The sequence below is a fragment of the Bacillus sp. FSL K6-1106 genome, assembly GCF_038005245.1.
GTDB lineage: Bacteria > Bacillota > Bacilli > Bacillales > Bacillaceae > Bacillus > Bacillus altitudinis.
In genome coordinates this window covers 11041-30886 of sequence record NZ_JBBOSV010000005.1, presented here as the reverse complement: position 1 = coordinate 30886, position 19846 = coordinate 11041, and the positions used below count along the sequence as shown (strand labels likewise).

19 protein-coding genes are annotated in these 19846 nt (G+C 42.1%); 12 read left to right on the top strand and 7 right to left on the bottom strand.

Annotated features, from left to right (window positions below):
• Positions 1-601 (top strand): acetylxylan esterase (locus MHI20_RS19110; RefSeq protein WP_340940702.1); only part of this gene is annotated, 601 nt, incomplete at its 5' end.
• Between the two features lie 70 nt (positions 602-671).
• Here MHI20_RS19110 and MHI20_RS19105 read toward each other — a convergent pair.
• Positions 672-986, bottom strand: a complete 315-nt coding sequence (locus tag MHI20_RS19105; RefSeq protein WP_008342068.1) for a hypothetical protein — start codon at positions 984-986, stop codon at positions 672-674.
• 60 nt (positions 987-1046) lie between these two features.
• On the opposite strand from MHI20_RS19105, the gene MHI20_RS19100 reads away from it, so the two are divergent.
• The 5 genes from MHI20_RS19100 (at position 1047) to MHI20_RS19080 (ending at position 7286) form a co-directional block, all read left to right on the top strand.
• A complete protein-coding gene (locus MHI20_RS19100; protein ID WP_082626997.1) occupies positions 1047-1850 on the top strand; it encodes a nucleotidyltransferase domain-containing protein in 804 nt (267 codons plus the stop codon).
• Positions 1851-2011: 161 nt separating this feature from the next.
• Positions 2012-2929: a proline dehydrogenase family protein gene (locus MHI20_RS19095; protein WP_024718963.1), complete on the top strand. Its 918-nt coding sequence runs from the start codon at positions 2012-2014 to the stop codon at positions 2927-2929.
• Between the two features lie 23 nt (positions 2930-2952).
• The gene (gene pruA, locus MHI20_RS19090) at positions 2953-4500 is read left to right on the top strand and encodes an L-glutamate gamma-semialdehyde dehydrogenase (RefSeq protein ID WP_058336343.1); all 1548 of its coding nucleotides are present in this window, start codon (positions 2953-2955) and stop codon (positions 4498-4500) included.
• 125 nt (positions 4501-4625) lie between these two features.
• A complete protein-coding gene (locus MHI20_RS19085; RefSeq protein ID WP_326377266.1) occupies positions 4626-5858 on the top strand; it encodes a PucR family transcriptional regulator in 1233 nt (410 codons plus the stop codon).
• 129 nt (positions 5859-5987) lie between these two features.
• Complete coding sequence (locus MHI20_RS19080) at positions 5988-7286, top strand: arsenic transporter (protein ID WP_008342056.1); 1299 nt, start codon at positions 5988-5990, stop codon at positions 7284-7286.
• Between the two features lie 31 nt (positions 7287-7317).
• Here the strand turns inward: MHI20_RS19080 and MHI20_RS19075 are convergent, their stop codons facing one another.
• Together MHI20_RS19075 and MHI20_RS19070 are read right to left on the bottom strand one after the other, a co-directional pair.
• Positions 7318-7995, bottom strand: coding sequence for an amino acid ABC transporter permease (locus MHI20_RS19075; RefSeq protein WP_008347854.1), 678 nt, complete (start codon positions 7993-7995; stop codon positions 7318-7320).
• Between the two features lie 12 nt (positions 7996-8007).
• Positions 8008-8823 (bottom strand): transporter substrate-binding domain-containing protein, encoded by an 816-nt coding sequence (locus MHI20_RS19070; protein ID WP_370529221.1) that lies wholly within the window; start codon positions 8821-8823, stop codon positions 8008-8010.
• Between the two features lie 238 nt (positions 8824-9061).
• Between MHI20_RS19070 and MHI20_RS19065 the strand changes: the two genes are divergently transcribed.
• On the top strand, positions 9062-9391 hold the full coding sequence (locus tag MHI20_RS19065) for a YckD family protein (protein WP_024718960.1): 330 nt from the start codon (positions 9062-9064) through the stop codon (positions 9389-9391).
• A gap of 46 nt (positions 9392-9437) precedes the next feature.
• Here the strand turns inward: MHI20_RS19065 and MHI20_RS19060 are convergent, their stop codons facing one another.
• The gene (locus tag MHI20_RS19060) at positions 9438-10202 is read right to left on the bottom strand and encodes an MBL fold metallo-hydrolase (protein ID WP_340940685.1); all 765 of its coding nucleotides are present in this window, start codon (positions 10200-10202) and stop codon (positions 9438-9440) included.
• 115 nt (positions 10203-10317) lie between these two features.
• Between MHI20_RS19060 and MHI20_RS19055 the strand changes: the two genes are divergently transcribed.
• Together MHI20_RS19055 and MHI20_RS19050 are read left to right on the top strand one after the other, a co-directional pair.
• Positions 10318-10737, top strand: a complete 420-nt coding sequence (locus tag MHI20_RS19055) for an Lrp/AsnC family transcriptional regulator (RefSeq protein ID WP_024718958.1) — start codon at positions 10318-10320, stop codon at positions 10735-10737.
• A 24-nt stretch (positions 10738-10761) separates the two neighbouring features.
• Positions 10762-11568: an aminoglycoside N(3)-acetyltransferase gene (locus tag MHI20_RS19050; protein ID WP_024718957.1), complete on the top strand. Its 807-nt coding sequence runs from the start codon at positions 10762-10764 to the stop codon at positions 11566-11568.
• 1 nt (position 11569) lies between these two features.
• Here MHI20_RS19050 and comJ read toward each other — a convergent pair whose 3' ends face one another.
• The 3 genes from comJ to MHI20_RS19035 form a co-directional block, all read right to left on the bottom strand.
• Positions 11570-11956: a competence protein ComJ gene (gene comJ, locus MHI20_RS19045; protein WP_039166300.1), complete on the bottom strand. Its 387-nt coding sequence runs from the start codon at positions 11954-11956 to the stop codon at positions 11570-11572.
• A 136-nt stretch (positions 11957-12092) separates the two neighbouring features.
• Positions 12093-13790 (bottom strand): methyl-accepting chemotaxis protein, encoded by a 1698-nt coding sequence (locus MHI20_RS19040; RefSeq protein ID WP_144668206.1) that lies wholly within the window; start codon positions 13788-13790, stop codon positions 12093-12095.
• Between the two features lie 126 nt (positions 13791-13916).
• Positions 13917-14345, bottom strand: a complete 429-nt coding sequence (locus tag MHI20_RS19035; RefSeq protein ID WP_007498233.1) for a NucA/NucB deoxyribonuclease domain-containing protein — start codon at positions 14343-14345, stop codon at positions 13917-13919.
• Positions 14346-14713: 368 nt separating this feature from the next.
• Between MHI20_RS19035 and MHI20_RS19030 the strand changes: the two genes are divergently transcribed.
• The 3 genes from MHI20_RS19030 to MHI20_RS19020 are packed head-to-tail and all read left to right on the top strand — an operon-like array spanning position 14714 to position 19840.
• A complete protein-coding gene (locus MHI20_RS19030) occupies positions 14714-16783 on the top strand; it encodes a hydantoinase/oxoprolinase family protein (protein WP_041508230.1) in 2070 nt (689 codons plus the stop codon).
• Entirely contained in the window at positions 16773-18758 is a 1986-nt protein-coding gene (locus MHI20_RS19025) for a hydantoinase B/oxoprolinase family protein (protein ID WP_144668204.1), read from the top strand. The genes MHI20_RS19030 and MHI20_RS19025 overlap by 11 nt, the downstream gene beginning before the upstream one ends.
• Positions 18755-19840 (top strand): ABC transporter substrate-binding protein, encoded by a 1086-nt coding sequence (locus tag MHI20_RS19020; protein WP_017358546.1) that lies wholly within the window; start codon positions 18755-18757, stop codon positions 19838-19840. Before MHI20_RS19025 ends, MHI20_RS19020 begins: the two co-directional genes overlap by 4 nt.
• The last annotated feature ends 6 nt before the right edge of the window (positions 19841-19846 follow it).

The window sequence follows — 19846 nt, the reverse complement described above, 5'->3', positions numbered from 1 at the left end:
TGGCAGTGAAGACACATCAGTGACGCCAGGCGGGCATGCATTAGGGTGGATGACAAAAGGCATTTTATCGAAGGATACGTACTATTATCGAGGTGTTTTTCTAGATGCTGTTCGTGCACTTGAAGTCATTCAGTCTTTCCCCGAAGTAGATGAACACCGTATCGGCGTGATCGGTGGAAGTCAGGGGGGTGCGTTAGCGATTGCGGCCGCAGCCCTTTCAGACATTCCAAAAGTCGTTGCGGCAGACTATCCTTACTTATCAAATTTTGAGCGTGCAGTTGATGTTGCCTTGGAGCAGCCTTATTTAGAAATCAATTCATACTTTCGCAGAAACAGTGATCCAGAAGCTGAAGAAAAGGTATTTGAGACATTAAGTTACTTTGATTTAATCAATTTAGCCGGCTGGGTGAAACAGCCAACATTGATGGCGATCGGTCTGATTGATCAAGTGACACCGCCATCCACCGTGTTTGCGGCATACAATCATTTAGAAACAGATAAAGAGCTGAAAGTGTACCGATATTTTGGGCACGAGTTTATTCCTGCTTTTCAAACAGAGAAGCTGTCCTTTTTACAAAAGCATTTGCTTCTATCAACATAAGAGCATGACAAAGAGCTAAAATGACATTCATTTTAGCTCTTTGTCTTTTTCAGCTATTGGAGCGATCAGCTTAATAACTGGTGTTCTGTCTTGTTTTTTCATCAGGCACTAATGCTGTAACGATCAGGGCAAGGGCTGTAATGATGTGAAGGATGAATCCGAGAATCGGAATCCATGCAAGGCAGGATGTGACAATTCCAATGATACTTCCAATCATTGGTCCCTGGTCTCGCTTCGATAAGACGAGTGTGATAATATGCAGAATAAGCATGACCATGAGCGGTGAATAGCCATTGCTGATAACGAATAGACCTCCGATCACAGGGATAGCAAGGCAAGCTTCAAAAATCCCAGTGATCCATTTCATAATGCGAGATATAGACATCAGATCCAACTCCTTTTTCATATATGTCTTATTCGTATTTTCCCAAAAGGTGAAGAAGTCATGCAGAATTCTATAGAAAGAGTTGATGGACACTTGAGAGAGAGAATTAAGGAAGAGCTGAAAATCATCGAAGAAACGTATGACGTCAAGATTTGTCTTGCCGTTGAATCGGGCAGCAGGGCATGGGGTTTTCCCTCGACCGATAGTGATTATGATGTTCGCTTTTTATATGTTCCCCGGAAAGAATGGTATTGGGCGATGGAAGAGCATCGTGATGTCATAGAACGACCGATTGATGACATGCTTGATATCAGCGGCTGGGAGCTTAGAAAGGCACTGCGCCTATTCAATAAATCAAATCCGTCCATTATGGAATGGCTGTCTTCTGATATCATCTATGCTGAATCTTTCTCTTTGGCAAAGGAGCTAAGAGAATTAAAGGATCGAGCGTTTTACCCTGCGGCTTTGATGTATCATTACCTCAATATGGCGAAGCGGAATGAAAGCCGGCATTTACGAGGAGAGCAGGTGCGAATCAAGAAGTATTTCTATGTGCTTCGTCCGCTGCTTGCCTGTCAGTGGATTGAACGTTACCGAACAGTTCCACCAATGGACTTTCATGAATTACTCAAGGAGCTAGTGGAGGAAGGCCCGCTGTTAGCAGAAATTCACGAACTGCTCAAACGTAAAATGGACGGTGAAGAAATGGATGTAGAGAACCGTCTCGCTCATGTCCATCCATTTATTGATCAAGAGCTGGCGCGTTTTGATGAATTGGTGAAAAGCTACAATCAGCCGAAGGACAATCTAATGCAAGAATTAAATGAGCTTTTGCAGTCTACCCTTGATGAGGTGTGGGCGTAGGAGGGGAGAGTCAGCCGGATAGCGGCAGACTCTTTTTTTATCTCTTATTGTGATAAAACCACAAAAAAAGTCAGAATTTTTGTCATCTTCAAATATTGTAGCGGACAGCTCATGAGCCTTACAATAAAGACATAGCTTACAAAGAGTGGGAGGTGCCCTTTATGGAGTCGGTCACAAGAAATTTCTTCTTGTTTTTGTCAAAGAGCAGTCTCTTGAACCATATTGCTCGTAATTGGGGAAGTGCTGTTGCATCAAAGAAAATCATCGGTGGGAAGGATTTTGAGAGCGCTATCCCTGTCATCAAACGATTAAACGATCAAGGTATGGCCGTAACGGTTGATCACCTCGGTGAGTTTGTCACAAAGGCAGAGATTGCAAATGAGCGGACGAATGAGTGTATTCAAACCATTCAGCGAATTGCAGAGGCGGGACTCAATTCCCACGTGTCACTTAAAATGACATCGCTTGGCTTAGATATTGACGATGACCTTGTGTATCGCAATATGAAAAGCATTTTAGATACAGCAGAGAAACACCGTATTATGGTGACAATTGATATGGAGGATGAACAGCGCTGTCAAAAAACGCTGGACATTTTTAAAGAAATGAAATCTCAATATGAGTATGTCAGTACGGTTTTGCAGGCGTATTTGTACAGAACAGAACAAGATCTTGATGACCTAAATGAGTTGCAGCCATTTTTAAGACTTGTAAAGGGTGCCTATAAGGAATCCGCCGAAGTGGCGTATCCAAACAAAAAAGACGTCGATCAGAATTACAAGAAGTTGATCGAAAAGCAATTACTCTCAGGGAACTATACAGCCATTGCGACACATGACGATCAAATGATCGAATTTACGAAACATATTGTGAAAAAACACAATATACAGACAAGTCAGTTTGAATTTCAAATGCTGTATGGCATGAGATCAGAAACGCAGCAAGCACTCGTGAAGGAAGGCTATCAAATGAGGGTCTACACCCCGTATGGACGAGAGTGGTATGGCTACTACATGAGACGTCTTGCAGAACGACCAGCAAACATTGCATTTGCTTTAAAAGGGATGACGAGAAAATAATTTGAAACGGGAGCGTGACAAAGATGACAACACCTTACAAGCATGAACCATTCACGGATTTTAGCCAGGAAGAAAATCGCCAAGCGTTTGAACAAGCATTAGCCAAAGTAACAGAATCACTTGGGCAAACCTATCCGCTTGTGATTAATGGAGAAAGAATCGAAACAACAGACAAGATTGTCTCGATCAATCCGGCGAAGAAGGAAGAAGTCGTGGGTACCGTATCAAAAGCTGGGAAAGAAGAGGCAGAGCAAGCGATTCAAGCTGCGGCAAAAGCGTTTGAAACATGGCGCTACACGTCTCCAGAAGAAAGAGCCGGCGTCTTATTCCGCGCTGCGGCAAGCATTCGCCGTAAAAAGCATGAGTATTCAGCCCTTCTCGTAAAAGAAGCAGGGAAGCCTTGGAATGAAGCAGATGCAGATACAGCAGAAGCCATTGACTTCCTAGAGTATTATGCCCGTCAAATGCTAGAGCTTGCGAAAGGCAAACCGGTGAACAGTCGCGATGGGGAACGCAATCAATATGTGTACACACCAACTGGCGTGACGCTTGTCATTCCACCATGGAACTTCTTGTTTGCAATCATGGCAGGAACAACCGTTGCACCAATCGTCACAGGGAATACAGTCGTATTAAAGCCAGCAAGTGCGACGCCTGTCATTGCTGCCCGCTTTGTAGAAGAACTGGAGCAAGCAGGTCTTCCGAAAGGTGTTGTCAACTTCGTGCCAGGTAGCGGAGCAGAAGTTGGAGATTACTTAGTAGATCATCCAAAAACAAGCCTCATTACATTCACTGGATCAAGAGAAGTGGGCACACGTATTTTTGAACGTGCGGCAAAAGTACAGCCAGGACAACAGCATTTAAAGCGTGTCATTGCTGAAATGGGCGGTAAAGATACCGTGGTTGTAGATGAGGATGCAGATGTTGAATTAGCCGCTAACGCCATTTTCACATCAGCCTTCGGGTTCTCAGGTCAAAAATGTTCAGCTGGATCTCGTGCTGTCGTCCACGAGAAGCTGTATGACCAAGTCGTTGAGCGAGTGAAAGAAATCACAGAAACGAAAACAACAGCGAATCCGTTATCAGCTGATGTGTACATGGGACCTGTCATTGATCAAGCTTCCTTTGACAAGATCACGGAATATATCGAAATTGGCAAGCAAGAAGGCCGTCTAGTCACTGGCGGAACAAGTGATGATTCAGAAGGGTACTTCATTCATCCAACCGTGTTTGCAGATCTAGAGCCAACATCTCGTTTAATGCAAGAAGAAATCTTTGGACCTGTCCTAGCTTTCTCAAAAGTCTCAAGCTTTGATGAGGCGCTTGAAGTAGCCAACAACACAGAATACGGGTTAACCGGTGCGGTCATTACAAATAATCGTGATCACATCAACCGTGCGAAGCAGGAGTTCCATGTCGGGAACCTTTACTTTAACCGTAACTGTACGGGAGCGATTGTGGGATACCACCCATTTGGTGGCTTTAAAATGTCAGGAACTGATTCAAAAGCAGGCGGACCAGATTATCTTGCTCTGCACATGCAGGCCAAAACGATCAGCGAAATGTTTTAATATGGAAAAGCATGAACTCGTGCAGGCGAGTTCATGCTTTTTTTACCTGTCTACGACTTGTTTCTATACAAATATGACTGGAAAGAAGTATGATAAATGTATCACTTATTCAGGGAGCAATCGGGATGGAAGAGATATTAGAAAAGCTTCATACATTTTTTGATGTCGATAAATTAATTGCATTTATTAGTGGGTATTTAAAAAAACCAGTCATTTTAGAAAGTACTGAATGTCAGCTGCTTGCTTATAATTCTTACAGCATCCAGCAGTTCGACCCAGTCAATCAGCAAACCATTTTCTCAAAGGAATGCCCGGGAGCTGTGGTGGATTGGTTAAAAAAAACAGGGGTCATTGAGCAGCTATATACAGATTCAAATCCTTTTTATGTGAATGGTCATGAGGAGCTCGGGTTTAATCGACGAGTGGCTGTGAGCGCCAAACACAAACAAGAGGTTGTCGGCTTTATTTGGGTGCAGGACATTGAAGATTCTCTCTCTCAAGAGGAGCTGCAATTTTTACACGAGGCATCGTTTCAAGTTGGAAAAGTTATTTATAAAAATAAGAAACAGTTGGAGAAAAAGGAAGGCAAGATTGAAGAGTTCTTCAAAAAGGTCATGGATGATCATTTTTATACAGAAGAAGAGCTGAAATGGGAAGCTGAGAATTTAAGCATTCCACTGCCAGCTGTCTTTACTGTGATGGTTGTTCATCCCGCCGATAACAAAAGTGAGACGGCAGAAGATGTGAAGGATATGATTAGAACCTATTTACAGCTAGAAGACAAGGTCAATCACGTCTACTCTGTGCAAGCAGACATCGTCGTGATATTAGGCAGTTTGTCAGATCGCCACTCACCAAAAGCGACCGCTGCGGATGTCGTCGCCCATCTTCAATCGAAAACGCATACACACCCATCTCCTTTATATATTGGGATGGGAAGAGAATATCGAGATGTCATGAAAATGAGCACAAGTCGATTTGAAGCGATAGAAGTCGTGAAAGCAGTGAAGATTGTCGGCGGACAGGAATTGATTCCATACGATTACGAGCATTTGGGGGTCTTCCGGTTCTTAGACTCGATTTACAGTCACCAAAAAAAGAAAAACGACTTTAATCCAGATTTGTTGCGCCTAAAGGAAAAAGACCGTGACAGCCAAACATCATTTTTAAAAACCTTAGAGGTCTACTTATTGAATAATTGCAAGCTAAAACCAGCTGCAGAGCAGTTGTTTATTCATCAAAATACATTAAACTATCGAATGAAACAAATTTTTGAAATGACGTCTATTGATTTAAGTCATTTTAGCCAGCGATGTGAGTTATTTATTGAATTGATGCTGATGAAAAAAGATCAATAGACGTGGACTCCGCAGGTGCAAAGGATGACCTGCGGATTTTTATGCGAGATCATAAAATGGCATACAATTGCCTTATTTCGTTGTATGATAGATAAAGATTTTATGAGGAAAGTGAAAGGAGGGCCACCTTTGGGATCAGTCACCTTGGCCATTTTAATTTTCATCATGACCCTCGTCCTTGTCATTTGGCAGCCAGGACGTTTAACCATTGGATGGTCAGCGTGCGGGGGAGCGATTCTTGCTCTTGCTTTTGGGGTCGTTCATTTGGGCGATGTATGGGAAGTTACCCAAATTGTCTGGAACGCCACCTTTGCATTTATTGGAATTATCATCATTTCATTGATTTTAGATGAGATTGGTTTTTTTGAATGGGCGGCACTTCATATGGCAAAAGCCGCAAGAGGGAACGGGGTCCGCATGTTTATTTATTTAACATTGCTCGGCGCTGTGGTAGCAGCTTTTTTTGCCAACGATGGAGCGGCACTTATCTTAACCCCGATCGTTTTATCTGTGGTCAGAGCGCTGAAGCTGGATGAGCGTATGATCCTGCCATTTGTCATGGCAAGCGGCTTTATTGCAGATACGACGTCTTTGCCATTTGTCATTAGTAACTTGGTCAATATCGTATCAGCCGATTATTTTCATATTGGCTTTCTTGAATATACAGCAAACATGTTCGTCCCAAACCTTGTATCGCTTGGCGCTAGTATGCTTGTGCTGTATGTGTTTTATCGGAAACTCATCCCGAAAACGTACGATGTTTCGCAGGCGAAGGAACCAGCTTCGGCCATTCGTGATCTGCGCATGTTCCGGTTATCTTGGTATGTGTTAGGGTGCTTGCTTGTTGGATATTTTGCTGGGGAATTGGCAGGCATTCCGGTGTCAATCATTGTAGGAGGCATTGCCATTGCTTTCTTATGGCTGGCAAAACGGAGTCCACAAGTAGCGACAAAACGAGTCGTCAAAGAAGCACCGTGGTCGATTGTGTTTTTCTCTATCGGCATGTATGTCGTGGTGTATGGGCTGAAAAATGTCGGCCTGACAGAAATTTTAGCGGCGTGGATTGAACAGGGGGCGTCACACGGTTTACTTGCGGGAACGATGTTTATGGGGGTTCTGGCAGCCGTGTTATCTTCTGTCATGAACAACCTCCCAACCGTTTTAATTGATGCGATTGCCATCGGTCACACAGATACAGCAGGTGTGATGAGAGATGCACTGATTTATGCCAACGTCATCGGCTCAAACCTTGGTCCAAAAATGACCCCAATCGGTTCATTGGCGACATTGCTGTGGCTTCATGTCTTGAAGAAAAAAGGTGTGCATATTTCTTGGGGAGCATACATGAAAGCTGGAATCATTCTAACCATACCAACGCTGATCATCACGTTATTGGGGTTGTATGTGTGGTTATGGCTGATACATTAAAAAGCAGATCCAATGGATCTGCTTTTTGTTGTTATAGATATTTTGCATAGCGTTTTTCCAAAAAGTCTTGGAGCAATGAGACCACACTGCATATGCCCCAGTAAATCAAGGCAACCAATATATACATGGTCATATAATCGAATTCTCGTCCACCCACAATTTTTGCTTGCTGGAAGAGTTCGGGCACAGTAATCATTGCCGCTAGTGAGGAAGCTTTGATTAAATCAAGCATGACGTTGGTCAGGGGCGGCAGTGCAATGCGCACGGATTGAGGCAAAATGACTCCACGCATCGTTTGCCAATAGCTGAGACCAAGTGATTTGGCGGCTTCCACTTGACCACTTGGAACAGAGGAGAGAGCCGCCCGGTTAATTTCGGCAATGTATGCAGCGCTATTGAAGCTGAATCCAATAATAGCAGCAGTGACAGCTGTAAATTCAATGCCGATGTAAGGGAATCCGAAATAAAGGATAAACAAAATGACCAGAATGGGAACCCCTCGCATAAATGAAATATACAGCCGTGCAGGCAGCCGAAGGAACCACGTATTTGCCATCCTAGCAAGGGCAATAAAAAAGCCTAGAATCGTACCAAAAAACATGCTCACAAAAGAAATGAGCAGCGTCAGCCAGATGCCTTTCATCACAAACGGAAATGACGCTTTTGCCAGTGCAGGATTAAAGATATATTCTAAATGAATATCTCCCACGTCTGCGGCTCCTTATTTAGAAATGTCGACATCTTCGACATCAACATCAATTTTCTTTGAGACGTCAGCATGATTAAAGAATTTCTCTGAAATCTTTTTCATGGTTCCGTCTTTTTTCATCTCTTTTAATACACGATTTAATTCTTTTTGAAGCTCTGTATTGTCTTTTTTCATCACAAACCCTTGTTCATTCGGCATGTATTTTAAGTCTGGATGGATCGTAATATTTAGCTTAGGGAATGCGGCAAGCGCCAGTGTTTGTAAGTAATAGTCATTTAAAATGACATCTGTACGGCCATTTGCGACATCCTTTAAATATTGCTCGTTTGTGGCATTATCATAGATGACTTCTTTTGCACCATACTTACGGGCAACATCCATATAGATGGTCGTTGCAGCACCTGCTGCTTTCTTTCCTTTTAAATCCTTTAGCGTTTTAATACCTGACAGATCATCTTTTCTAACGATAGCGGTTCCATAGGAGTATTTATAAGGTGTTGAAAAGGCGAACTTATCTTTCCTGTCATCTGTGATGTCGATATCGTTTGCAGCGGCATCCACCTGACCTGAATTAATGGCACTGAGCATACCGTCATAACCCATTTCTTTAAATTCTACTTTTACGTCAAGGCGCTTAAATGCTTCTTTGACGACTTCCACTTCATAGCCAGTCAATTGATCCTTGCCGTTCGATGTATCATGGTAAGACGTAGGATACAAGGTGCCTGAAGTAGCGACCACGATTTTCCCTTTCTTTTGAATCTGATCCCACTTTGATTCTCCAGACTGAGATGAGCCTGATTGATTGCAAGCAGACATGACAAGCATGAGAGCAGACACAACAAGCAGCACCCATATAGGTTTTCTATGATAAAAACGACTCATTTAAGAATCCTCCTCTATTTTTTATACAAAACAAAACATAGCACGCTTTTTCAGTTAGGACAACGTTTTCAGATGAAAAGCGAAAAAGTAAGAATATTATGTGCAATTTGATGCTGTGAATAATGTATAAAAAAGGAAAGAGTGTGCAAATTAAAATCGAATAAAGGAGGGAACGACAGAGATGAAAAAAACAAGTGGTTTGATCTTACTAACGATGGTGCTATTATTTGGTTTTCAGGTGAATACGGCTCATGGAGAAACACCCCAAATGGAAAAGCGCCCCGTCACGCATCAAGTAAAATTAACGACAGAGCAACAAAAACAAATTGAAGTTCTTGAACAGCAAATTTTGTCTAAACGAAAAGAAGTGATTGAAAAATACGTTCAGTATGGTGTGTTAACGAAGGAACAAGGCACGCACATCACAAAACGAATGGATGAACATTACAATCATTTAAAAAATAACGGGTTTGTTCCATTACTAAAAAAACCACAGCACCATCGACCATAAGTTCAAGAAAACCGGCAGCAAGGTGCCGGTTTTTATTGTTTATATGTTAAAAGGTCAGCGTCTCACCATCTTGAGGGACAAAAATGGCCTGATCTGCATGATTCTCTTGAATGTAAGATGTTAATGCGGCTCTTGTTAATAAACAATGATTCACGGCTTCAAGGTGACAGGCGATGATTTGAGCTTGTGGTTGAGTATGGTGAATGTCTACAATCTCTTCCTTTGTCATCGTAATTGGGTCTCCCTCTAAAAATTGGGCAGCCCCACTATTGACCACAATAATATCTGGCTGGCATGTATTCACAACCTCTTTCGGCTCATCACACCAAATGGTATCTCCTGCAATGTAAAGAGTAGGCTCATCAGGATGAGAGAAAACAAAACCGCTCACTTGTCCCATCCGTTTAGCGGTTTCTCCTGTCCCGTGCTGCCCGCCAGTTCGTTTCATATGAACACCGCAAACATCCATTTCATCTTCAATGCATGTAACATGCTGAAATCCAGCTTCTTTTACTTCCGTGCGATCTTTCTCTGATTGAGTATAGATCGGCAAAGTTTGCGCTAATTTCTTTTTTGCCTCGTCGTCAAAGTGATCTACATGTAAATGAGTGAGCAGGACAGCATCCGGCTGTAATATCTTGTCCAAATCAATGTTTGCAGGCAGATCCACAATTGGATTGCTTACATGTTGATTGGCAGTATGCGGGAACGGTGGATAGGTTCCTTTTGCTGCTAAAAAGGGATCGATTAAAAATGTTGACGGACCATATTGAAGGTATAAAGTAGCATTACGAATGAGTGTTATTTTCATTAGAAGGCCTCCTTTTTTTCTCATTAAGTTTACAGTATATTAAAAGAGCTTCATGTGACAGAGGATCATGAAAGTCTTTCAGCGGAACGACTTGATTTTTGAAAGAGGTGAGCCAATGCTAGACAAAACAGATATGGATATATTAAAAGAACTCTCAAAGAATAGCCGATTGACGATGAAAGCACTTGGTGAAAAAGTCCATTTAACTGGTCAAGCTGCTAAAAATAGAGTTTTAAAGCTTGAAGAAGAGGGGGTTATTGAAGCCTATACCATTTCAATTAACTGGCGGACACAGCAGAACATCCAAACATTTTTACAGCTCTTTACCCGAAGTCATGATCATGAACCGCTTTTATCGTTTCTCCATCAAAAGGAAGAAATCAAAAACCTGTTTAAAATAAGTGGAGAGGGCTGTTATATGGCTGAAGGACATTTCTCCAGTCATGATGAGCTTGATCAATTTTTAACGGAGCTAACAAAGCATGCAAATTATAAATTGTCTATCGCTGTGAAACGTCTCACTCATCAAGAATAGATGAGACGCAGGAGGAAATAACCGATGAAAAGATTAATTGAACATCAGGCTGAACCGATCACAAAGGAAAGAATCAAAGCGGATTTGGTTCAACTTGGTGTAAGGAAGGGCATGATCTTATGTGTCCACTCATCCTTGTCATCTATTGGCTGGGTGAATGGAGGAGCTATAGCCGTTATACAAGCTATGATGGATATTTTAACAGATGAAGGAACACTGATTATGCCGGCACAAACATTAGAGCTGTCGGATCCTGCTGATTGGATCAATCCGCCTGTTCCTTATTCTTGGTGGAAACCGATCAAAGACACGATGCCTGCATTTGATCCGGCTTACACAGCTCCAACAGCAATGGGAAAGGTAGCGGAGACCTTTTGGAAATACCCAGGCGTAGAAAGAAGCAATCATCCTCATTTCTCATTCACCGCCTGGGGGAAAAGGAAAGATGAAGTGTTGAAACACCATGCGCTTCCTTATGGTTTAGGAGAAAATTCACCTCTTGGACGTATGTACGATCTTGATGCAAAAGTGCTGCTAATTGGCACGTCATTCGAGAGTGTGACAGCTTTTCACTTAGCTGAATATCGAATCTCACAGCAAGACCTCATGACACGAGGGGCCCCCATTTTAGAGAATGGTTGGAGGGTGTGGAAAGAGTATCAAGATATCATCACAAGAGAAGAACTATTTGAACAGATTGGTCGTGATTTCTTACAATCAGGATGTAGTTATAACCACAGTCAAATCGGGCTAGCCAATTCGTATTTATTGCCGATGAGAGAATCGGTCGATTTTGCGGAAAAATGGCTTGAACAGTACGACCAGGCGTGATCTAAGCAGTCTGAAAATCAAAATAATAGAGATCTTGATCAGGGTGCTCAGATATATAGCAGGTGAGCTGATAGTCTCCTTTTGGAATGGAGAAAGACAGTACCTGTGCCATGACGCTTGTCAGATAAACATGATCACTTGAATGAGTAAATGGCACTGTGATGACTCTATCAACGGATGATGGAGGCTCATGGCTGTTTAATGTCACGATAATAGAAGCTTTTCCGTTATTGATGCCTTCAAAAGAAATACCTCGATCCCCAGTTGCGAATCCTTGAAGAATATCGTCATCTGTCCAATCAATCACAGGTGGCGTCGTGCTTCCAGTGTATACGGTGATTTGGTGATAGGAGATAGATAGGGGATACGTTTGATTTAAATCATTCATATAGATAACTCCTTTATTCATAAAATTTGTCCAGCTTAGGATCATGTTGAAAAGTGATTGTTTGAAAGTAAGATAATTGAAGAGAATGTTAGGCAGCAAGACGATTGTCGCCGTCTTGCGCTACTGTATGAGGGATCTAGATGTGAAATTGCGAAACCATTTCTTTTAGGTCTCCTGCTAAATGGGCGAGAGCCTCTGATGAAGCTGTTACTTCTTCCATTGCTGCAAATTGTTCTTCTGTTAAACCTGCTACTTGTTGTGAATGTTCACTCGTCAGTTTAACGCCTTCTGTGATAGAGGCAAAGGTCTGCTTCGCATCACTTGTATAAGCTGCGATTTTTTGGGATGCATCTGATAAATGTTTAATGCCATCTGCCATTTCCTTCATTGACTGCTGAATGTCGATAAATGATTCCTCTGTATGAGAAATAAGAACAGCCCCTTGAGCCGCTTCCTCTCGTACTCGTTTAATGGCACTCGTCGAATGATTCATCTCTTTTTGTATTTCGGAAATGAGATGTGAAATCATGTTGGATGATGTTTGCGATTCTTCTGCGAGCTTCCTCACTTCGTCTGCCACAACGGCAAAACCTTTTCCATGTTCACCTGCGCGTGCTGCCTCAATGGCCGCATTAAGAGCAAGTAGATTTGTTTGGTTAGCGATATCTGTAATCACTTTGGAAATTTGATCAATCTCGGCTGAACGTGTTTCTAGCGCTTGAATTGCTGTGCCGTTCTCTTCAATTGATTTTGCAATAGATGTCATTTGTGAATTGACTTCACCGATATTTTGTACACCTTTTTGGGCCATTTCTTGTGCGGACTGGCTTCTTGTTGCCATTTGTCCCGCATTTTCAGTGATGTTTACCAGCTCGTTAGATACTTGTCTCATCGTGTGCTCACTAGCTGTCATTTGGGCTGATTGCTGTTCAGACGATTGAGCGACTTCTTGAATGGTATGGGTAATCTTTTCTGATGCTGCACTCGTTTCTTCTGCGCTAGCTGACAGCTCCTCAGAAGAAGTGGCTACTAATTCAGATGTTTTGATCACATTTAAAATGGTTTGATTTAATTTCTCACGCATCTTATTAAAGTGACCTGCCAGCTCAGAAAGTTCATCGCCTGTGTGATCTGTCACGTTGATGGTTAAATTTCCTTCGCCCGCACTCTTAATAGCAGATGCCATATGTTTGAGACGTGTCTGAATCCGCTTTGTGAAAATAGAAATAATGATAACAGAAACAATTAAACTTAACAGTAGGACCGTGACAAATTGAATAAAGAAAGACTGAAGCATTTGTGAAATCATGCTTTGATTTGCACCGGTATAGAAAATACCAATCGTTTCCCCTGTATCATTTTTGATGGGCATATAAGCCGTTTGGTAGTCTTTCCCGGCAACATTGGCTGTTCCGTAATAATTCTCGCCTTTATCCAAAACAGCGGCCTTTACTTCAGGTGAGACTTCGGTTCCTACAGCTCGTTTCCCGTTTAACATGACATTTGTGGCAACGCGGGTATTTCCTTGGAAGATCGTGATTGTATCACCAGTATACTCGGCTAATTGATCAACCAATGTGTCATGGTTATTGATTTGAGTCTTTCCTTTGTAAAGCTTGCCATCTTTTATCTGCCACGAGCCAGCAACCTTCTCAGTTAGGTAAGCGTATCCTAGCTTTAGATCGCCTTTTGCTTTTTCGGTGGCCATTTGCTTAATGTTCTCTGTCATTTCGCGGTTCACTACATAACCAACCACTGCTGAAAATACGATGAGGACACTTAAAAAGATCAGCATTATTTTGGCGCCAAGCCTCAGTTTTCCTTTTTTCTTCATGCTTTTTACTCCTTTAGGTATAAGGTAGGGTATCCCTCCTTAAAGATTATCGGCATGAAAAAAATGTTTGATATACGTGAATGCACTTACACAGAAATTTTTGTTATGAAAAAAGGAAAGATCGTGCTACTCGATAATAAATTGGATTCTTGTGCCATCAGGATCATCTGATAATTGATGACTTACCCAAGAGCCTGCCCCCCTATTATCCGAAGGACGTACATATTTGACAGAAGCCCCTGCTCCACCTTCTTTACACATCGCCATTGGCCATTCATCACGATCATAACCACGCTTTGTTGGAATGCCATGAAGTGATTTGTCTCTTTGCTCATCACTATTTTTTCGATCAATGGTGCAAATGGAAGAATGACCTTCGTCAATAGCTTCTTCTATGTGCTTTGCGGTTTCTGGATATCGATCTGATGGAAAGTGAATGGTTTTGTCATAAGAAGAGTTTGTCGTCTCTTGTTTATGTTGCCCTAGTTGGACATAGCCTGTCGCTATACCAATGACAATCAATAAAAGCAAGAGAATGGTTTTAAGAAGTTTCATAGATGCTAGCTCTCTTTCTCTTTAGCGTATTTTGTAAACAGAAGTATAGCAGAATTACTTACCAATTTCTCCTCGTTTTGAAAAAACGTCTTTTAAAGTTCGAAAAACGTTTTTTACCTGTTTATGCTCTTTTCCTATTTGAACAAAAATCACAAAAATTTTAATTTTGCTGCTCATATTACAATTCTGCTTATGTAAAATGGCTTTATCACAGGTTTTTAGGCTAATTTCAAGATTTTAACACACAGAAATTTCAAAAAAATAAAATTGACTAGACCGATATGCTTTAATAATATGGAGTCAAATATCAAAAAATGTCGTAATTTATCAAAATATGATTCCATTTACATGACAGGAGGGAAGTACAAATGGCGGATGTCTCTTATCGGCTCGGAATAGACATAGGTGGAACATTTACTGATTTATCGCTGATGAATGAAGCAACAGGGGAGCTGACTGAACTCAAGACACCTACAGTGACAGATGACCCAGCTCAAGGAATTATCAATGGGCTAAAACTTCTAAAAGAAAGAGGTGTCGATTTATCCAAAATCCAATATCTCGTACACGGCATGACAATCGGTCTTAATACATTATTGCAGAGAAAGGGAGCAGATTTAGCCCTTTTTGTAACGGAAGGTTTTCAAGACATTTTGTCATTACAGCGTTTACGTCTACCCATTCCTTATGACTTCAATTCTCAATTGCCAGAACCATTGATACCACGAAAACATGTATATCCAATCTCTGAAAGGCTCATACACGATGGTTCGATCAAAAAACCTCTCCAACTGCAGCAATTAGATGATGCTGTCCAGCAGGTCATCTCTAAAAAACTAGCAGGCATTGTCATTTCTTTTTTACATAGCTATCAAAATCCAGTTCATGAATTACAGGCAAAAGCCTATATTCATCATCATTACCCACAGTTAGAAGTCCTGACATCATCAGAATTATGGCCACAAATGAGAGAATATGAGCGGACAGTGATGTCTGTTGTCAATTTGTACATTCAACCAAAGGTGAAACAATATTTACAAACGTTGAAAAACCGTTTGAAAGAAGAAGGTGTACCAATTTCTCCATACATTACCCAATCAAATGGTGGTTTAATGGATGCAGAAAGCGCAGCCACTTCACCCGTTAAAACACTTTTTTCTGGCCCGGCAGCTGGAGTAATTGGTGCGGCAAGAATTGCAACATCTGCAAATGAACCCAATTTAATTACGTTTGATGTTGGTGGCACAAGTGCAGATATCTCGATCATTCAAAATGGGCAGCCTACAATGGCTCAGTCGAATCAGCTTTCAGGATTTCCGATCATTCTTCCATCTGTTGCAATGTATTCGATAGGGGCTGGCGGAGGTTCTGTTGCATGGCTTGATCAAGGCGGGCTTCTTAAAGCAGGACCGGAATCAGTTGGCTCGCAGCCTGGGCCTGCTTCGTATGGAAAGGGAAAAAAAGCTGCTTTAACCGATGCATTTCTCATATGCGGTTACCTCAATCAAGATCGGTTTGCCGGAGGACATTTACAATTGCAGCGGTCTGCAGCGGAAATAGCCTTTCAGCCAATTGCTGATCAGCTTCATAAAACGGTCGAACAGGCGGCTGACCAGTTGATTCAAGTGGCTGTTGCCAATATGTACACAGAACTAAGCAATGTCATGGAGCAGCAAGGGTTTGATCCTAGAGATTTTAGTTTGCTAGCATTTGGCGGGGCAGGGCCTGTTGTCGCGAATTTCCTTGCGAGAGAAATTCATGCGAAAAATGTGGTCGTCCCTCCAAGTCCAGGGACATTATGTGCGCTAGGTGCACTTACAGCCGATTTTATCCATGATGCTGTGTTGTCTAAGAAAATATGCTTACAAGACTATACGATGGACGAATTAAAACAAGATTATGAAATGCTTTCTCGCAAAGCAACGGATTGGTTCAGCCAGCAAAACATTCAACATATCAAACAAACGTCCATTTTGTTATTAGCAGATGCCCGCTATCAAGGACAGGCATTTGAGATTGAATTGCCATTATCGGTGGATTGGCTAAAGCAGGAACAAGACGTCTATCATCTGATTGAAGCTTTCCACAGCCTGCATGAGCGTCAATATGGCCATAGAGATGATCAGGCGAACATTGAATTTACTCATTTGCGAGTTCGGGTTATAGGTGAAACGCCTCCACTGCCTTTCTCTTCTGTTGATGAAAGCAGCGGACAGCCTTTAATACCACAATCATACAGACGAATCTTTATAGAAGAAAAAGAGTACGAAGCATCTGTTTACAATCGGAGTACTTTGTCATTAGGTGCTGTTGTGAATGGACCTGCCATCATTGAGCAAGATGATACGACAACATTGATTCTGCCAAACTGGGCAGGCAGCATAGACCATTCAGGAAACTTGGTGATTTCAAGGGAGGCGGCTTTACATGGGAACTGATCCAGCAAAGCTTGAGATGATGAGGAGTTATTTTAATGCGATTGCATCAGGCATGGGACATGTCATTGAGCGGACATCCTTTACAACATTCGTAAAAGAATCGGCGGATTTTGCCACAGCATTAGCCACGCCTTCTGGAGATTTCTTTGTTTACCCAAAAACAGTCGGTGTCACGATCTTTTTAGGGCTGAGTCTCAGAAAAGCGATTGAAGAAAGCGGACCGATGCAGCCGGGTGACATTATCATCACAAATGATCCTTATACGACAGACGGTTTAGCGACTCATTTGCCAGATGTTCATATCATCAAGCCCATTTTTATAGAAGATGAAATTGTCAGCTATGCCTGGTCTTTTGTTCATGTAAGTGATGTGGGCGGTCTTGTCCCTTCAAGTATTTCTCCAACTGCAACAGATGTTCATCAAGAAGGATTAAGAATTCCGCCAGTGAAAATCTATGAAGGTGGAAAAGAGAATCAGGTTGTTCGTACCTTTTTAAGAGCTAATAGCCGGGCGAGTCATTTAAATGATGGCGATATTAATGCGATGATTGCCGCTGTTAATACAGCAGAAATCAGACTAAAAGAAATGATCGAGAAATTTGGAAAAAACGAAGTGAAGCAAGGAATGATTGATCTGCTGAAGCAAGCAGAGGATCGCGCCGGAAAAGTAATTGAAGCCATTCCTGATGGAACGAGTGAATTCGCTGATTATTTGGATGATGATATGATTTCGGATGTGCCGATCCGATTAAAGATCAAGCTGACGGTCAAAGGGAAACAGCTGACACTGGACTTCTCTGAGTGTGACCCGCAAGTTAAGACAGCTTTTAATCTTGTCACCAATGGTCAAAAGCACTCCTTCTTATATCAAGGGTTGATTAATTACATCATTAGTAAAGATCCTTTTATTCCGATTAATGGTGGGATTACGTATCCGATAGACGTGATTTCACCTAAAGGAACGCTTGTCCATCCAGAATATCCGGCTTCTGTCGGTATTCGGCATTCCATTACAATGAGACTGTATAATGTCGTGCTAGGTGCTATTGGTAAGCTGTTGCCTGAAGCAGTGCCGGCGGCAGGTGCAGGTCAATCCGCTATCGTCGTTCTCTCTGTTCCTGATGATCAAACAGGAGGCAGAAAAATGTCTGTGGTCGAACCGTTAGGCGGAGGCGGCGGTGCTCAAAAAGGGACTGATGGAGTAGATGGAATTGATCATTCGTCAGGATTTTTAAAAAATACACCTATCGAGAGCTTGGAACAGCATATTGATATTCATGTACACCGATATGAACTGTTGCCGAACACAGGTGGAGCAGGGGAACATAGAGGGGGACATGCGATTGGTTTAGAATTTGAAATGATCAAGCCAGAATCGATGGTGACGGCACGAGGAATGGAACGAATGAAGTTTCAACCTTGGGGGTTAATGGGTGGCCGAGCAGGAGCAATTGGTGAGGTGAAATTGACCAAACCAAATGGGGAGACACAAAACCAGCCGAAAATTGATGTCATGCGTCTTGAAAAAGGCGATATTGTTCAATTGGTTTCACCAAGTGGGGGAGGATGGGGGAATCCATTTGCTAGAAAGAAAGAAAAAGTCCTTCATGAAGTGGAAGCAGGGCTATTAAGTGAAGAAAGAGCACTTCAGCAATATGGCGTCAAAGTCTATCGAGATCATAATGAATGGAAAATTGATGACGAACAGACGAGCAGGCTTCGTGAAAAGATGAATGATGCTGATGCTGTCGCTTGGGATTTTGGAGAGCAAAGAGCAGCTTATGAGAAAGTGTGGACGGACGAAGCCAGCAGTGAGCTTGCTGTGCAGCTTCGTTCATACCCAGCAAATGAGCGTACGCACTATAAACATGCGGTTCATTCTCATTTTGGTCATAGACAGGAACCGTTAACAAAGATGGATATTATTCAAGCACTTCATCACTTGAATCAACAAAAAGGGGGAAATGAATCATGAAAAGAAGAGTAATCGCCATATTTGCAGGTGTCCTATCCGTCATGTTACTGCTGTCTGCATGCGGTGGAAATGGGCAGGACCAAAGTAAACAGCAGCAGACTGTGATCGTTGGTGTCTACGGAGGAGATTGGGAAAAGAATATTAAGCCAATCCTCGAAAAGTTTGAAAAGGATACAGGCATTAAGGTACAAACGGTCTCTGGGGCAGATTCTGAATGGTTTACAAAATTAAAAGCATCTAATGGTAAAAATCCACCGTATGATTTGCTTATTTTACAGCCTGATACGATTCAAAGAGGCATTGCGGCAAACGTTCTTGCGCCTATTGATGAAGATCAAGCGCCAAATGTGAAAAAGCTTTATCGTTCTGTTCAAAAGAAACTCACTGTTGATGGAAAACAATATGCAGCAGGCTTTAGTATGGGACAGCTTGGAATTGCTTATAGAAAAGATCTTGTCAAACAGGAGCCAAACAGCTGGACAGATTTATGGAGCGATCAACTGAAAGGGAAAGTGGCGATTTCTTCCCCAACTTATTCAGCGGGCTTACAATTTTTCTCTGCACTTGTCCATGCTCAAGGAGGGACAGAATCAAATCCTAAGGATATTGATAAAGCATTTAAAAGCCTCGCACAATTAAAAGGGCGTGTAGCTGCTTTTCCTGATAACCCAGGGTCTATTCAAACGCTGTTAGAACGTGGTGACGTGACGGCAGTTCCATATTGGGATGGCCGAGCATTTGCACTTGAAGAAGAAGGGATGGATATTGGATTCTCATATCCGAAAGAAGGCGCTGTGGCAGCAGTTGCGAGCTGGGCGTTAACAAAGGGAAGTCAGCATGAGGAAGCGGCTTATAAGCTATTAAACTACCTTAGCGGGAAAGAAGCTCAAGAAGCCTTCTCAGAAAAATCTTACTATGGCATGTCGAATTCTGATGTGAAATACGGAGACAAAATTAAAGGGAAAGTGAAAGTTGGCGAAAATTATTATAGCAAGCTGACTTGGGTAGATTACGAAACAGCGACTTCAGAGCTCGGTCAATGGACAAATCGATGGAATGAAGTACTAGGCGGAGGAAAATAGGTGATC

What these genes read in the sequence shown, in the direction of transcription:
- MHI20_RS19105 (WP_008342068.1), bottom strand. Translation starts at nt 986, where the DNA reads ATGTCTATATCTCGCATTATGAAATGGATCACTGGGATTTTTGAAGCT.
- MHI20_RS19100 (WP_082626997.1), top strand. Translation starts at nt 1,047, where the DNA reads ATGCAGAATTCTATAGAAAGAGTTGATGGACACTTGAGAGAGAGAATT.
- MHI20_RS19095 (WP_024718963.1), top strand. Translation starts at nt 2,012, where the DNA reads ATGGAGTCGGTCACAAGAAATTTCTTCTTGTTTTTGTCAAAGAGCAGT.
- pruA (WP_058336343.1), top strand. Translation starts at nt 2,953, where the DNA reads ATGACAACACCTTACAAGCATGAACCATTCACGGATTTTAGCCAGGAA.
- MHI20_RS19085 (WP_326377266.1), top strand. Translation starts at nt 4,626, where the DNA reads ATGGAAGAGATATTAGAAAAGCTTCATACATTTTTTGATGTCGATAAA.
- MHI20_RS19070 (WP_370529221.1), bottom strand. Translation starts at nt 8,823, where the DNA reads ATGCTTGTCATGTCTGCTTGCAATCAATCAGGCTCATCTCAGTCTGGA.
- MHI20_RS19065 (WP_024718960.1), top strand. Translation starts at nt 9,062, where the DNA reads ATGAAAAAAACAAGTGGTTTGATCTTACTAACGATGGTGCTATTATTT.
- MHI20_RS19060 (WP_340940685.1), bottom strand. Translation starts at nt 10,202, where the DNA reads ATGAAAATAACACTCATTCGTAATGCTACTTTATACCTTCAATATGGT.
- MHI20_RS19055 (WP_024718958.1), top strand. Translation starts at nt 10,318, where the DNA reads ATGCTAGACAAAACAGATATGGATATATTAAAAGAACTCTCAAAGAAT.
- MHI20_RS19050 (WP_024718957.1), top strand. Translation starts at nt 10,762, where the DNA reads ATGAAAAGATTAATTGAACATCAGGCTGAACCGATCACAAAGGAAAGA.
- comJ (WP_039166300.1), bottom strand. Translation starts at nt 11,956, where the DNA reads ATGAATGATTTAAATCAAACGTATCCCCTATCTATCTCCTATCACCAA.
- MHI20_RS19040 (WP_144668206.1), bottom strand. Translation starts at nt 13,790, where the DNA reads ATGAAGAAAAAAGGAAAACTGAGGCTTGGCGCCAAAATAATGCTGATC.
- MHI20_RS19035 (WP_007498233.1), bottom strand. Translation starts at nt 14,345, where the DNA reads ATGAAACTTCTTAAAACCATTCTCTTGCTTTTATTGATTGTCATTGGT.
- MHI20_RS19030 (WP_041508230.1), top strand. Translation starts at nt 14,714, where the DNA reads ATGGCGGATGTCTCTTATCGGCTCGGAATAGACATAGGTGGAACATTT.
- MHI20_RS19025 (WP_144668204.1), top strand. Translation starts at nt 16,773, where the DNA reads ATGGGAACTGATCCAGCAAAGCTTGAGATGATGAGGAGTTATTTTAAT.
- MHI20_RS19020 (WP_017358546.1), top strand. Translation starts at nt 18,755, where the DNA reads ATGAAAAGAAGAGTAATCGCCATATTTGCAGGTGTCCTATCCGTCATG.